Raw genomic sequence first — 13762 nt, forward strand, 5'->3', positions numbered from 1 at the left:
GGCGATTCAATATGACTGCGACAGCAGATTTGTGGCCGTTATTTCCTGACCATATAAAGCAGCTTCAAACCCGTGCGGAGCGACTCTGCAAACGAGAAAATTTAGATTTACTCGCAATACATTCAGGACAGCAAAAGCGCTGGTTTCTGGATGACATGAATTATCCTTTTCGTGCGAATCCTCATTTCAAGGCTTGGTGTCCGGAAACGCAGCTTCCTAATGCCTGGGTCATTATAAAGCCAGAGACTCGTCCAACGCTTGTTTTGCTTAATGCTCCGGACTTTTGGCATACAACCGCAAATTTAGAAAGTGAACCCTGGCTAGAAGAGTTCCACGTGGAACACATCAGTTCGCCTGAGGCTATAGAAAAGCTCTTACCTTATGATAAGAAAAACGCCGCCTACCTGGGTGAACATATTGAAGTAGCAAAAGCGCTAGGCTTTGAGAACATCAACCCAGACCCGGTTCTTCACTTCTTTCATTATCACCGTTTGTTCAAAACAGACTATGAAATAGCCTGCTTAGCGCAAGCCAACCATATTGCCGCAGAAGGACATATTGCAGCGGCGGAGGCCTTTTTTAAAGGCGACTCCGAGTTTGATTGTCTTTTGAATTATATGGCGGCGACACGGCAAGGGCAGAATGAAGTACCGTACAATCATATTATTGGGCAAAATAGGAACGCGAGTGTTTTACACCATTGGTTACCGGATAAAAAGCCACAAGTGTCGTTAAAGTCTATGTTGGTTGATGCCGGCGCGGAGGTTTGCGGTTACGCTGCCGATATTAGCCGGACTTGGTCGGCAGAGCATAATGAGTATGAAGAGCTGATAGCGGCTCTTGACCAAATTACGTTAGCGCTTATTGATAAAATGAAGCCCGGTATGGAGTTTCCTGTATTGCATCAGTTGGCTCACGAGCAAATTGCTAACGTGCTTTTTGCCTTTGGTTTTGTCAGTTGCAGTCCCGAGCAAATGATTGAAGACGGCATAACGACGGTCTTTTTCCCGCATGGCCTGGGCCACCCTCTAGGACTGCAAGTGCACGACGTTGGCGCTGCTCAGGCTGACGAGCGGGGAACCCCCATACCGTCGCCAACAGGCCACCTTACATTAAAAACAACCCGCACTGTCGAGCCGCGCCAGGTGTATACCATTGAGCCCGGTATTTACTTTATTGAACCTTTACTGCAAAAGCTGGCGAGTTCTCGCAATAAGCATGTTATTAATTGGAAAAGGGTGGATGAGTTTCGCCCATTTGGCGGTGTGCGGATTGAAGATAACATTGTTATCTATCGGGAACGAAATGATAACCTTACGCGACAAACGTCTTTGGATGCTTACGTGAAAAAGGTTACCCGTCTTGCATGATCAAGATTACGATATTCCGATCTCTGAAGCCGAAGTTGAAATAGAGATAAAAGGCAGTCGTTTTATCGCCTGCCTTGCGCATACCGACCATGAAGCCAGTGCCGCTGAATTCTTAACTGAAGTACAAAGAAGGTGGCCAAAAGCTTCGCACTATTGTTCAGCCTCCGTATTTTCTGCTCCGAATAATAGCCAACGTTTAGCCTCCAGTGATGACGGAGAGCCTTCCGGAACGGCAGGAAGGCCTATGCTTATGGCGCTGCAAAGCAGTGGTGTAGGGGAGGTTACGGCAATAGTGGTGCGCTACTTTGGCGGCGTAAAGTTAGGGACTGGTGGCCTTCAACGAGCCTATACGGAAGCGACCGTCACTGCGTTAGCGGAGCTTGAAAAAGAACGTCGGGTTTTCAAACAGGGGTTTCAGTTGCACTTTGCCTATACCGACCAGGGCGATGTAGAGCCGATTTTATTTGAAGCTGGCGTTGAAACTGCGTCGTCGGAATATGGAGAGAGTGTGTTGCTGACTGTGTTATTAAGACCCATAGAGGTAGAGACGCTGCAGAAAAAACTACAGGCCGCTACCCGAGGCCGGGTTCAGCTAAAGCCTCTTAATTAGAAGAACATTGCGCTGGGCTGGAAGACTTTCTCAACCTGATCAATGTACTTTTTATCCAGCAAGAACAGAATAACGTGGTCGTCCGAGTGAATAATGGTTTCGCTGTGCGCCATGAGTACTTCATGTCCCCGAACAACGGCGCCAATAGTGGTACCCGGCGGAAGTTTAATGTCTTTAATGGCCTTTCCGACGACCTTAGAGGTGTCTTCATCACCATGTGCAATGGCTTCAATGGCTTCAGCAGCGCCTTTACGCAGCGAGTACACATTCACAATATCCCCACGGCGTACGTGGGTGAGTAACGCTGAAACGGTGGCGCGTTGTGGCGATATAGCAATATCAATTTCACCGCCCTGAACCAGGTCAACGTAAGCACTGCGCTGAATCAGTACCATGGTTTTGCGGGCACCCATGCGCTTAGCCAACATAGCCGACATGATATTTGCTTCGTCGTCGTTGGTTACCGCAATGAAAACATCAATATCCTCAACGTGCTCTTCTTCCAGAAGTTTTTGATCGGAGGCGTCACCGCGGAAAATTAATGTATGCTCAAGGCTTTGTGACAACTCTTCTGCGCGCGCTTCAGATCGCTCTATCAGTTTGACCCTGTGGTCAACTTCCAGCTGCTTAGCCAGGCCTGCGCCAATATTGCCACCACCGACAATCATGATGCGTCGGTATTTGTCTTCAAGCTTCTGCAGCTCCTGCATTACCGTGCTGATATGACGAGTATCTGCAATAAAGAAAACTTCGTCATCGGCTTCAATAATAGTGGTTCCTGTCGGGCGGATAGGCTTGCCCTGACGATAAATGGCCGCGACTCGAGTGTCGATATTGGGGATGTGCTCTCGCAGAGTAGAAATTGCGTGCCCGACGAGCTTGCCGCCATAGTAAGCCCGGACCGCAACCAAACTGGCACGACCGTTAGCAAACTCCATAACCTGCAAAGCGCCGGGGTAGTCAATTAACCGTCTGATGTAGTTAGTAACTAACTGTTCCGGAGAAATGATGTGATCGACCGGCGCGTCCTGGTTATGAAATAGCTGATCTTTATAACGGATATACTCTTCGGAGCGGATTCGGGCTATCTTTTTCGGTGTATTAAAAATGGAATAAGCAACCTGGCAGGCAATCATATTGGTTTCATCGCTGCTGGTTACGGCAATCAGCAAATCTGCGTCGTCTGCACCAGCTTTACGCAATACGTCCGGATGAGCGCCGTTACCGACGACAACACGCAAGTCATATTTGTCCTGCAAGTCGTCCAGTAAGTCGTTATTGGTATCAACTATGGTGATGTCGTTGCGCTCACCAACCAGGTTTTCTGCCAATGTGCCGCCGACCTGGCCAACACCGAGTATGATTATTTTCATTGGGCTTTCTTCAGTCTCGCGTAAAAGAAACCATCCCCGCCATATTGTCCGGGAAGCAATTGCAGTGTGTCATGCTCTGCTGTTATAGGTATCAGACTAGCACCAGACTGCTGCTGTAGAAAAGACTCAATTTGAGTTTGGTTTTCCTGACGCAGAATAGAGCAGGTTGCATACAGCAGTTCTCCGCCTGGCTTAAGTAGTGGCCAAAGTGAGCTGAGTATCTGCTTCTGTAACTTTGCCAGTTCGCTGATGTCTTCAGCGCGGCGTAACCATTTAATATCCGGGTGTCGGCGTATCACACCGGTTGCGGAGCAGGGGGCATCCAGCAGTATGCGGTCGAATTGCTCGCCGTCCCACCAGTCATTGGTCGTGGCGACATCTGCACAGTGAATAACAGCGCTTAAACCAGCACGCTCTAGGTTTTCATCCACTCGCTCAAGGCGCTTGGGGTCGATATCAATAGCCTGAACCGGTTGTTCAAAGCTGTGCCGTTCCAATAAATGGAGTAATTTACCGCCGGGAGCGGCGCAGCAGTCGAGTACACGATGCGCAGCATTTACATTTAGAAAGTCTGCTGCCAGCTGAGCGGATCTGTCCTGTACAGACACATGGCCACGGGCAAAGCCGGGGAGTTTCTCTACCGGACAGGGCGCATGCAATTGAATTGCATTGATTGCGCTGGCATCAGCCGTTGCTGCAATGTCACTATCCTGAAGCTGCCGTAAGTAGTCATCGCGAGTGGAAAATCGCTCATTCACACGTAACCACATAGGCGGGTGAGTGTTGTTTTCCGCCAGAATGTTATCGGCATGCTCGGGGTGGTCATTGTTAATGGCATCAAATAACCAGCGAGGATGATTCTGCATTGAATCACAGGGTAACTCACGTTGGTGTGAGTCATCGGCTGAAGGAGCTTCGCGCAATAACTGACGCAGTATACCGTTCACTAAGCCTTTATGGTTTCTTTTACCCAGTATACGAGCGGCTTCTACGGTTGCACTTACGGCAGCGTGATCTTTAATTCGTTGGCAATATAATTGATAAGCACCAACCAGTAACAGGTAATGCAATACTTTTAACTTACCTTTGAGGGGCTTATCCAATTTTGCGCCAACCAAGCGATTAAGGCTGGGCAGAACGCGCAAAACACCGTAACTAATCGCACTGGCAAGACGTTTATCTGCGTCGGGTAATTTGCTGGTTGCATAAGGCAGGGCCGCCGAAAGCGACTCGCCTTTCTCTAAAACCTGAAACAGGGCACTCGCAGCCGCCGCCCGGCTTTTTGCGCCGTGACCGCTGTCTTCGGATTTCTTCTGCTGACTCATTGTAATTCCAGTCCGGGACTAAATACGTTGCTGTAGCCGTTAACCAGCGTACTGGCCGGCTGCACCTTTTTGCCCGGCATTTGTGCCTGGGTAATACGCAAAAGACCATCGCCAGTGACAATGTCTATACCTTGGTGCGTGCTGCTAATAATAGTTCCGGGCCTTTTGTTACTGGCGCCCTGAACTAATTCAGCAGCATGAATTTTAATCGTATTCTGTTGAGCCTTTAAATTGTCTGACTGACACCAGCTCATGGGCCAGGGGTTAAATGCCCTTACGCAGCGTTCAATAAATGCGGCCGGCTGCGTCCAGTCTATTTTGCCTTCCTGCTTAGTCAGCTTTTTTGCATAGGTGGCTTCGCTGTCACTTTGCGGTTTGGCCTGGCGTTGATAACTTTCAAGGTCTGCTAATACTGTGATTAACGCTTTTGGACCAAGGCTTTCAAGTTTATGATAAAGCGAAGCGGAGGTCTCCTGCGGGCTAATAGCGCATCGTTCTTCATGCAGTACCGGACCAGTATCCAGGCCTGCTTCCATCTGCATAATGCAAACGCCTGACTCTGAATCTCCTGCCCATATGGCGCGTTGAATAGGAGCTGCACCCCGCCATCTAGGCAACAAAGAGCCATGAACATTCAGACAACCTTTGGCCGGGATATCCAACACCGCTTGCGGCAGCAATAAACCATAAGCAACAACGACCATTACATCGGGTTTGAGCTCTGCTAAAGCCGACTGAGCTTCTTCCGATTTTAACGACTCTGGCTGGTAAACGGGTAGTTGGTGTTCAACTGCCAGTTTCTTAACGGCGCTCGGTTGCGGCTTTTTGCCGCGTCCTGCAGGGCGGTCGGGTTGGGTGTAAACACCGACTATCTGATGAGATTCATCAAGCAATTGCTGTAAGTGTTGTGCGGCAAAATCGGGCGTGCCTGCAAAGACTATCCGCATTACTGTGCTTCCGCCGCATACTTTTCAGCTAAACGCTGTTCTTTCTCTAATTTCTTACGAATACGCTCGCGTTTCAGTGGCGATAAATAATCGACAAAGAGTTTGCCCTCTAAATGATCAATTTCGTGCTGAATACAAATAGCTAAAAGGCCTTCTGCCGAGCGACTGAAACGCTCACCGTTTTTGTCTAAAGCTGTAACCGTAATTTTTTCCGCACGTTCTACTTTTGCGTAAACGCCGGGAAATGACAGGCAACCTTCGTCATTCTTGAAATGACCTTCGGCTTCGGTAATCTCCGGGTTAATAAACACCAGCGGTTCGTTCTGATCTTCGCTGCAGTCAGCAACAAACAAACGCTTGTGCACATCCACCTGAGTTGCCGCAAGGCCAACGCCTTGCTCTTCATACATAGTTTCGAACATATCATCGATAACCGAGCGGATGCTGTCATCCACTTTGTCAATCGGCTGTGCGACTTTGCGTAACCGTTCGTCTGGATATTTCAGAACCGTCATTTTTGCCATTAGAACCTCCAAATCTTCATCTACCCTTAGTTTACCTTAAATCGGTAGGTCAAGGACAGTCTGTGAACACACAGGAATTATGTGTATTAATGGGGATGACACGCGCATCAAACAAGGTACAGAAAGCGGCACGGGAGTGTGACAGCTGGCAAATGCTGTTTGAGCGATGGGGGCAATCGCTAAAACCGGTAGACTCGCGCTGGTTGAAAGCCGCTGAGAGCTGGTGTCTAAGTGATTATCAGGGCGTTATATCTTACTTCAGCGACGATTACCCGGCATCGTTAAAAGCAATCAGCAATCCGCCCTGGTTACTCTACTACAGAGGTCGGAAAGAGTTGCTTAAAGGGGTCTGTGTGGCGGTTGTAGGCAGCCGCAAAGCGAGCCATAGCGGGCTGCAGGTTGCTGACTGGATCAGTGAAAAACTGGTCGCGTCGGGTATTGTTGTGGTGAGCGGCCTGGCAATGGGCATTGATGCCCAGGCGCACAAAACTGCCGCAGACAAAGGCAAAACCATTGCCGTTTTGGGTACCGGAATTGATCAATACTACCCTCGACGAAACAAAGCCTTGCAGAATTTCATTGCCCATCAGGGCTTGTTAATTTCTGAGTTTCCGCCCGGACAAACCGCAAGGACAGATCATTTTCCCCGGCGTAACCGTATTATTAGTGGTATTAGTCAGGCGGTTGTTGTGGTTGAAGCCGCCCGTAAAAGTGGTTCGCTCTCGACGGCAATACACGCGTTGAATGAAGGGCGTGAAGTCGGTGCTGTTCCCGGGTCGGTTTTGTTGCCGGAGCATCAGGGGTGTCATTGGCTGATACAGCAGGGGGCAAAGTTAATCAACACACCACAGGATATTCTAGAGTGGTTTTCGATTAACCCCGCTCAAGCACCGGTTTCAGAAGAGCGACAATATCTTGATGAAAGCTTGGCAAACAATCGATTGTTCGCTAGTCTGAGTTCAGAGCCACGAACAATTGATGACATGGTACAATTGTCCGGACTCGAGGTTGCTGAAGTCATGGAGAAAGTAGTGTTACTCGAATTAGAAGGGCTAGTGGCAGCCGTACCAGGCGGTTATATCAAAGTGGGGAGGCGCTAAAGTATGTTTGATATCCTCATGTACTTGTTTGAAAACTACATTCATTCCGAAATGGAAGTTGTGGTTGATCACGATGAGTTAACCAATGAACTTACACGGGCTGGTTTTCGTCACCAGGAAATCCAGAAGGCTTTGGCGTGGTTAGAGCGCCTGGCCGACTTACAAGAAATGGAAACCAAGTCTTACCTGGATGTTGCCCCGCAGCAGTCTACCCGTATTTATACAACGGCGGAGATGTCGCGGTTAGATAGTCAGAGTCGTGGTTTCTTAATGTATTTAGAAAATCTGGGTGTGTTAGATTTCGCGACCCGCGAAGTGGTTATTGATCGCGTAATGGAACTTGAAACAGCGAACTTCACTCTGGATGACCTGAAATGGGTTGTGCTGATGGTTCTGTTTAATGTTCCCGGTCAGGAAGCCGCCTACGACCAAATGGAAGGTTTGTTGTTTGAGGAAGCTGAAGGGCCCTTGCATTAATGTCATCAGATGAGCGCTGCCCGCGTTGTGAGCGACCGCTGGTCATTAAACATGTTGGACATAACAGCTTTCTTGGCTGCACAGGGTACCCTGACTGCGACTATAAACGAGGTCTTCGCGAGCAATCTGAAATTGAACCCGAGGGCCTTGGTGTTGCTTGTCCGGAGTGTGGTAAAGAGCTGCAATTAAAAAGTGGCCGTTATGGTTTATTTGTTGGTTGTAGCGGGTTTCCCGACTGTGAGTTTGTGACCGAGCCCAATGCTGACGAAGAGAACGCTATTACCTGTCCGGAATGCGGCAGTGGTCAGCTGCATCAAAAAACATCACGACGCGGCACCGTATTCTACGCCTGCGATCAGTATCCCAAATGCCAGTTTACGGTGAATCAACCACCGGTTGATGAAACCTGCCCTAAATGCCAATACCCACTGCTGGTGAAAAAGAAGTCCGCTGCAGGAATTCGGAAAGTCTGCCCGCAAAAGCAATGCGACTATAAGTCGGACGCGCTATAATCTGACTCCTTAAGAGGAGGGTATATTATGGCAGATAAGTGGGAAGCAGCGCATAACGCAGTAAGAACAGGCGTTATTGCCTACCCGACAGAAGCAGTATTCGGACTGGGCTGTGACCCAACCAATGAAGTTGCTATTCAAAAGTTGCTAAGCCTGAAACAGCGGCCAGCTGAAAAAGGGCTCATTTTAATAGCTGCGGACTACAGCCAACTACTCCCTTTTGTTGAAGACTCCGCTATTCCGCAGGACAAACGTTTCAGTGTTTTGTCTCATTGGCCGGGCCCCGTCACCTTAATTCTTCCGGTAAGAAAAAGTGTATCGCCATTATTAACTGGCGGCAGAGACACCATAGCCGTGCGGGTTAGTGCGCATGAACCTGTCAGAGAGCTTTGCCGCGCACTTGGTCATGCTTTGGTATCTACCAGTGCCAACTTAACAGGCCAGGAGCCGGCAAGAACGGCAGCGGAAGTGCGCCTGCAATTTGGTGACAGCGTGGACTGGATCATGGATGAAGCGACTGGTGGAGCTGCTAATCCAACTCGTATCATTAATCCATTTAATAATCAGGTTGTCAGAGACGATGCATAGTGACTATTTAAAGCAGGTAAAAAGCTACCTGATGTCGTTGCAGGACGCTATTTGTGAGCAGTTAGCGCAAGCTGATGGTCAGCAAGGCTTTCAGGAAGACAGCTGGGATCGGCCCGGCGGCGGAGGCGGTCGTTCCAGAATCATAAAAAACGGCGAGGTTTTTGAGCAGGGCGGCGTCGGTTTTTCGCACGTTTACGGTGAGAAAATGCCTGCGTCGGCAACAGCGCACCGCCCTGAGCTGGAAGGTCGAGACTTCAATGCCTGTGGTGTTTCTCTGGTAATGCACCCCAAAAACCCCATGGTACCTACGGTACATATGAATGTGCGGTTTTTCATTGCGCAAAAAGAAGGCGAAGAGCCGGTCTGGTGGTTTGGCGGTGGCTTTGATTTAACACCCTTTTATCCATTTGAAGAAGACATCGTCGAATGGCACCAACAGGCAAAAGACGCTCTGGACTGCATTGATGAAAAGCTTTATCCGGAATATAAAGCCTGGTGTGACGATTACTTCTATCTTAAACATCGCGATGAAGCTCGTGGCGTGGGCGGTATTTTCTTTGACGACCTTAATGACCGCTCTTTTGACGAGTGCTTTGCTGTAATAAAAGCGGTGGGCGATGCATTTACCAAAGCATACTTACCGATTGTTGAGCGTCGCAAAGCCCTGACGTACACACAGCAGCAGCGCGATTTCCAGCTCTATCGCCGTGGACGTTATGTTGAGTTTAACCTTGTCTGGGACCGCGGAACCTTGTTCGGGCTACAAACGGGTGGCAGAACCGAATCTATTTTGATGTCGATGCCACCGCTGGCTCGTTGGGAATATGACTGGCATCCGGATCCGGACTCGGCCGAGGAAAAGCTTACCAGCTACTATCTGAAACCACGAAACTGGTTAGCCCTATGAAGCCAGTTATTCATCTGGGGGTTTTTGGAAACCCAATTGAGCACAGTTTGTCTCCGCGTATTCACTCGTTGTTCGCGAAAGCGCAACAGCATCCGGTTGAGTACCGTCGTTACTTGTCGACTCCCGGGCGATTTTCCCGAAACATAGCGCAATTTTTTCGCAGTGGCGGGAAAGGGTTAAATGTCACGCTACCTTTTAAACAGCAGGCCGCGGAATTCGCAACTGAATTAACGAAGCGAGCGCAAGAGGCTGGCGCGGTCAACACTCTGGTTGCAACGGGAAATGGTCAATTACTGGGTGACAATACCGACGGTGAAGGCCTAATTAAAGACTTGAAAGAAAAAGGTTTCAAAGTAAGTGAGCGCTCACTTGTTGTTTTCGGTTCGGGGGGCTCAGCCCGGGGAGTATTGCCTTTGCTGTTGCAGCAGCAGCCTCGCCGTATCTATTTAGTGAACCGGACTGTCGATAAAGCACTGATGCTGAAGTCTCAGCTGGAAAACTTGGGTGTGTTAGCTGCTGATCGTATTCAGGTGCTTGCATCGGCTTTGGAAATTAATGAACCGATTGACCTGATGGTTAATGCCACCAGCAGCAGTTTAATGGGACAGCGTTTAGCTTTGCCTCCCCAACTCGCTGAGGGAGCCTCAGGTTATGACTTAATGTACTCTGATGAGCCGACGTTATTTATGCAGCAGCTGAGTCAGGCTGGCTGTGAAAATGTTAGCGATGGGCTTGGTATGTTAGTTGAGCAAGCCGCCTCATCTTATCAACTCTGGATGGGGGGAGAACGCCCCGATACCGCATTTGTTATGGCGCATTTGCGAGCTCGTAGTTAGTTGATTAAAAAAGGTTTTTCTTTGCTTTTTATAAGTAAAGAGAAATGAGGAACAAAAGGTTATAAAAAAACGGAATTTGGCAGTAGATCATTACTGATTTTGTGGTAATCTGTTTGACCTGTTTGCGATGTACTTCCTTCCATTTCAGGGCGTAAACAGAATAGTTTCCACAGTGAAGCATAATAATAAAAAGTACTAGGCATTTAGGGATGCCTGCCGTTTTAAATCCCACACTATCAATAACTTAAGTAAACTTTAGACACGGGGAAATTTTAATTTCCGGCTGTGGAATCGGTCGTTGTTAACAGACTTATTAACAGGTTATACACACTCTACTCAGTGGCCTGAATTACCGTTCTGTGGCATCCTATAGGTAACGCTTAATTTAGGTTTTTAACTATGGCCACATCTGTTCCCGAAAATCCGTTTATTCTCGTCGATGGTTCCTCTTATTTGTTTCGCGCCTTTCATGCGCCACCGCACTTAACCAATTCCAAAGGCGAGCCAACCGGCGCTGTTTATGGCGTTGTTAATATGCTGAGAAGCTTATTGAAACGCTATAAACCCAGCCATATGGCGGTGGTTTTCGATGCGAAAGGTAAAACCTTCCGTAGCGATATTTACCAGGAGTACAAAGCAAACCGTCCGCCAATGCCCGATGACTTACGCACACAAATTGAACCTCTGCATGAAATTGTGAAAGCAATGGGGCTGCCGCTGTTATGCATTGACGATGTTGAAGCGGATGATGTTATTGGCACTTTAGCCCGACAGGCCGGAGAAAAAGGGCGGTTTACGTTAATTAGTACCGGTGACAAGGACATGGCACAGCTGGTTAACGAACATGTCATGCTAATTAACACAATGACTGACACCTTGCTGGATCCTGAAGGCGTAGAGAAAAAATTCGGCGTGAAGCCGGAGCAGATCATTGATTATTTAGCGCTAATGGGCGATAGCTCCGATAATATTCCGGGGCTGCCAAAAGTTGGCGAAAAGACGGCACAGGCAATGTTGCAACAAATTCCAAGCATTGATGCCATTTATGAAAATGTCGATGCGGTAAGCGAACTGTCCTTTCGTGGCGCGAAAACCATGCCGGCGAAACTGAACGAGTATAAAGATCAGTTGCTTATGTCCCGGGAGTTGGCAACCATTAAGCTTGATGTGGCTATGGAGTTGCAGCCGGAAGAGTTGACCATACAAACGGCAGACAGCGAAAAACTGGCTGAGTTATATAGCCGGTGTGAATTTCGCCGTTGGCTTGGTGAGCTTATGGAAAGTGGGGCAGCAACTGACCAGGCTTTGGGTAAAGCTGAAGTTGAAAAGCCCGTCAGCGACATTAACCGGGACGCTTACCGTGTTTTAATGACGGAAGAGGAAGTGAGTGATTATTTAACCTCACTTAAGAAATGTGACTACTTTGCTTTTGATACCGAAACGACGAGCCTGAATTATATGCAGGCCGAGCTTGTCGGCGTGTCGTTAGCTGCCGCTCCGGGTGAAGCGGTCTATATTCCGGTTGGCCATGATTATATGGAAGCCCCTGAGCAAGTCGGTCGCGACTGGCTGCTGGAGCAGTTGAAGCCTCTACTCGAAGCGGACAAGCCGCAGAAGGTTGGGCAAAACCTGAAGTACGATGCCCATATTTTGCGCCGTTATAAAATTCGTTTAGGCGGTATTTTAAATGACACCATGCTGGCATCTTACGTATTTAATAGTGTCGGCTCCCGTCATGACATGGACACCTTGAGCCTGCATTACCTGAACCACAAGACGATCAGTTTCGAAGAGATCGCCGGTAAAGGTGCTAAGCAGCTGACCTTTAATCAAATCGATCTTGAGCAGGCGGGTCCCTACGCGGCCGAAGATGCAGACATTACGTTCCGATTGCATGATGTATTGTGGAACAAGGTAAAAGATGTTGGCAGCGAACTGCACAGTGTACTGACTGATATTGAAGTACCCCTAGTTCCCGTATTATGCGATATGGAACAATATGGTGTTCGTATAGATGCTAACTTACTGGGTAAACAAAGTCAGGAAATTACCGAGAAGCTTGACGCTTTAGAGAAAAAAGCGTTTGAGATTGCCGGTGAGGAGTTCAACTTAGGTTCGACCAAGCAGTTGCAACGCATTTTCTTCGAGAAGCTGGAACTTCCGGTTGTGAAAAAGACCCCGAAGGGGGCACCGTCAACGGCGGAGGAAGTTCTGCATGAGCTGGCGCATGACTACCCTTTACCAGATGTTATTTTACAGCACCGAAGCTTGTCGAAGCTAAAATCCACTTATACCGATAAGCTGCCGAAGATGATCAACCCGGACACCGGCCGGGTACACACCTCTTATCAGCAGGCGGTCACAGCAACCGGACGTTTGTCTTCCACTGATCCGAATTTGCAGAATATTCCTATTCGCACAGCTGAGGGGCGTCGGGTGCGTCAGGCCTTTGTTCCTGAGCAAGGTTATAAGATTGTCGCTATCGACTATAGCCAGATTGAACTGCGCATTATGGCGCATTTATCCCAGGACGCGTCGTTGCTAAAAGCTTTTGCTGAAGGCTTGGACATTCACCGGGCAACAGCCGGGGAAGTGTTCGGCTGCAAAGCCGATGAGGTAACGGATGACCAACGCCGTCAGGCTAAAGCGGTCAACTTTGGCTTAATTTACGGTATGTCTGCGTTTGGTCTTGCGCGCCAGCTGGGTATTGCCCGCCATGAAGCGCAACACTATATGGATAAGTACTTTGAACGTTTCCCCGGTGTGCTGCGCTACATGGAAGATACCCGTAAACAGGCAAAAGAGCAGGGGTACGTGAAAACCCTGTTTGGCCGCCGCTTGCCTTTGCCGGATATTAAAGCCAGCAACGGAGCTCGCAGGAAAGGTGCGGAACGGGCTGCCATTAATGCGCCGATGCAAGGAACCGCGGCGGATATCATTAAAAAAGCAATGCTGAAAGTCGCCGACTGGATTGATAGCAATAAATGTCAGGATGACGTACGTATGTTAATGCAGGTTCACGATGAGTTGGTCTTTGAGATAAAAGAGGCCAAGCTGGATGACTATATTGCACAATTAACCGATGTCATGGAAAAAGCCGCAAGCCTTGATGTGCCGCTAATTGCAGAGGCGGGTAAAGGCAATAATTGGGATGAAGCGCATTAATTTTGCGATTTTTGTGAACTTTATAAAA

The 13762-nt window shown here is 48.6% G+C and carries 13 protein-coding genes; 9 read left to right on the forward strand and 4 right to left on the reverse strand.

Going from position 1 to position 13762, the window contains the following annotated elements; all coding sequences use genetic code 11:
* Positions 1-11 precede the first annotated feature (11 nt).
* Together pepQ and VBY75_RS06100 are read left to right on the forward strand one after the other, a co-directional pair.
* A complete protein-coding gene (pepQ, locus tag VBY75_RS06095; protein ID WP_416511545.1) occupies positions 12-1370 on the forward strand; it encodes a Xaa-Pro dipeptidase in 1359 nt (452 codons plus the stop codon).
* Positions 1363-1980, forward strand: coding sequence for a YigZ family protein (locus VBY75_RS06100; protein WP_416511547.1), 618 nt, complete (start codon positions 1363-1365; stop codon positions 1978-1980). Before pepQ ends, VBY75_RS06100 begins: the two co-directional genes overlap by 8 nt.
* Here VBY75_RS06100 and trkA read toward each other — a convergent pair.
* Genes trkA through def form a run of 4 tightly spaced genes read right to left on the reverse strand, consistent with a single transcriptional unit; the run spans position 1977 to position 6149 of the window.
* Positions 1977-3353 (reverse strand): Trk system potassium transporter TrkA, encoded by a 1377-nt coding sequence (trkA, locus tag VBY75_RS06105; protein ID WP_054488924.1) that lies wholly within the window; start codon positions 3351-3353, stop codon positions 1977-1979. The two genes, VBY75_RS06100 and trkA, sit on opposite strands and share 4 nt — an antisense overlap.
* The gene (gene rsmB, locus VBY75_RS06110) at positions 3350-4678 is read right to left on the reverse strand and encodes a 16S rRNA (cytosine(967)-C(5))-methyltransferase RsmB (protein ID WP_416511549.1); all 1329 of its coding nucleotides are present in this window, start codon (positions 4676-4678) and stop codon (positions 3350-3352) included. The genes trkA and rsmB overlap by 4 nt, the downstream gene beginning before the upstream one ends.
* Positions 4675-5625 (reverse strand): methionyl-tRNA formyltransferase, encoded by a 951-nt coding sequence (fmt, locus tag VBY75_RS06115; protein ID WP_287817110.1) that lies wholly within the window; start codon positions 5623-5625, stop codon positions 4675-4677. Before fmt ends, rsmB begins: the two co-directional genes overlap by 4 nt.
* The gene (def, locus tag VBY75_RS06120; protein ID WP_054488917.1) at positions 5625-6149 is read right to left on the reverse strand and encodes a peptide deformylase; all 525 of its coding nucleotides are present in this window, start codon (positions 6147-6149) and stop codon (positions 5625-5627) included. Before def ends, fmt begins: the two co-directional genes overlap by 1 nt.
* A gap of 62 nt (positions 6150-6211) precedes the next feature.
* Here def and dprA point away from each other — a divergent pair, with 62 nt between their 5' ends.
* The 7 genes from dprA to polA all read left to right on the forward strand — a co-directional run bounded on the left by dprA (position 6212) and on the right by polA (position 13734).
* Positions 6212-7249: a DNA-processing protein DprA gene (gene dprA, locus VBY75_RS06125; protein ID WP_416511551.1), complete on the forward strand. Its 1038-nt coding sequence runs from the start codon at positions 6212-6214 to the stop codon at positions 7247-7249.
* 3 nt (positions 7250-7252) lie between these two features.
* Positions 7253-7726 carry a DUF494 family protein gene (locus VBY75_RS06130; protein WP_054488912.1) on the forward strand — a complete coding sequence of 158 codons (474 nt, stop codon included), beginning with the start codon at positions 7253-7255 and terminating at the stop codon, positions 7724-7726.
* A complete protein-coding gene (locus VBY75_RS06135) occupies positions 7726-8238 on the forward strand; it encodes a type I DNA topoisomerase (protein WP_278358511.1) in 513 nt (170 codons plus the stop codon). The genes VBY75_RS06130 and VBY75_RS06135 overlap by 1 nt, the downstream gene beginning before the upstream one ends.
* A gap of 27 nt (positions 8239-8265) precedes the next feature.
* Positions 8266-8826, forward strand: a complete 561-nt coding sequence (locus tag VBY75_RS06140; RefSeq protein WP_224797616.1) for a Sua5/YciO/YrdC/YwlC family protein — start codon at positions 8266-8268, stop codon at positions 8824-8826.
* Positions 8819-9733, forward strand: a complete 915-nt coding sequence (gene hemF / locus VBY75_RS06145; RefSeq protein WP_222236087.1) for an oxygen-dependent coproporphyrinogen oxidase — start codon at positions 8819-8821, stop codon at positions 9731-9733. The genes VBY75_RS06140 and hemF overlap by 8 nt, the downstream gene beginning before the upstream one ends.
* Positions 9730-10569 (forward strand): shikimate dehydrogenase, encoded by an 840-nt coding sequence (aroE, locus tag VBY75_RS06150; protein WP_416511555.1) that lies wholly within the window; start codon positions 9730-9732, stop codon positions 10567-10569. Before hemF ends, aroE begins: the two co-directional genes overlap by 4 nt.
* A gap of 399 nt (positions 10570-10968) precedes the next feature.
* The gene (gene polA, locus VBY75_RS06155; RefSeq protein ID WP_416511557.1) at positions 10969-13734 is read left to right on the forward strand and encodes a DNA polymerase I; all 2766 of its coding nucleotides are present in this window, start codon (positions 10969-10971) and stop codon (positions 13732-13734) included.
* The last annotated feature ends 28 nt before the right edge of the window (positions 13735-13762 follow it).

The organism is Idiomarina sp. HB (assembly GCF_048059115.1).
Taxonomy (GTDB): Bacteria; Pseudomonadota; Gammaproteobacteria; order Enterobacterales; family Alteromonadaceae; genus Idiomarina; species Idiomarina abyssalis.

Bases quoted from the DNA above. Each gene is read 5' to 3' on its own strand.
- pepQ (WP_416511545.1), top strand. From the start codon at position 12: ATGACTGCGACAGCAGATTTGTGGCCGTTATTTCCTGACCATATAAAG.
- trkA (WP_054488924.1), bottom strand. From the start codon at position 3,353: ATGAAAATAATCATACTCGGTGTTGGCCAGGTCGGCGGCACATTGGCA.
- rsmB (WP_416511549.1), bottom strand. From the start codon at position 4,678: ATGAGTCAGCAGAAGAAATCCGAAGACAGCGGTCACGGCGCAAAAAGC.
- fmt (WP_287817110.1), bottom strand. From the start codon at position 5,625: ATGCGGATAGTCTTTGCAGGCACGCCCGATTTTGCCGCACAACACTTA.
- def (WP_054488917.1), bottom strand. From the start codon at position 6,149: ATGGCAAAAATGACGGTTCTGAAATATCCAGACGAACGGTTACGCAAA.
- VBY75_RS06130 (WP_054488912.1), top strand. From the start codon at position 7,253: ATGTTTGATATCCTCATGTACTTGTTTGAAAACTACATTCATTCCGAA.
- VBY75_RS06135 (WP_278358511.1), top strand. From the start codon at position 7,726: ATGTCATCAGATGAGCGCTGCCCGCGTTGTGAGCGACCGCTGGTCATT.
- VBY75_RS06140 (WP_224797616.1), top strand. From the start codon at position 8,266: ATGGCAGATAAGTGGGAAGCAGCGCATAACGCAGTAAGAACAGGCGTT.
- hemF (WP_222236087.1), top strand. From the start codon at position 8,819: ATGCATAGTGACTATTTAAAGCAGGTAAAAAGCTACCTGATGTCGTTG.
- aroE (WP_416511555.1), top strand. From the start codon at position 9,730: ATGAAGCCAGTTATTCATCTGGGGGTTTTTGGAAACCCAATTGAGCAC.
- polA (WP_416511557.1), top strand. From the start codon at position 10,969: ATGGCCACATCTGTTCCCGAAAATCCGTTTATTCTCGTCGATGGTTCC.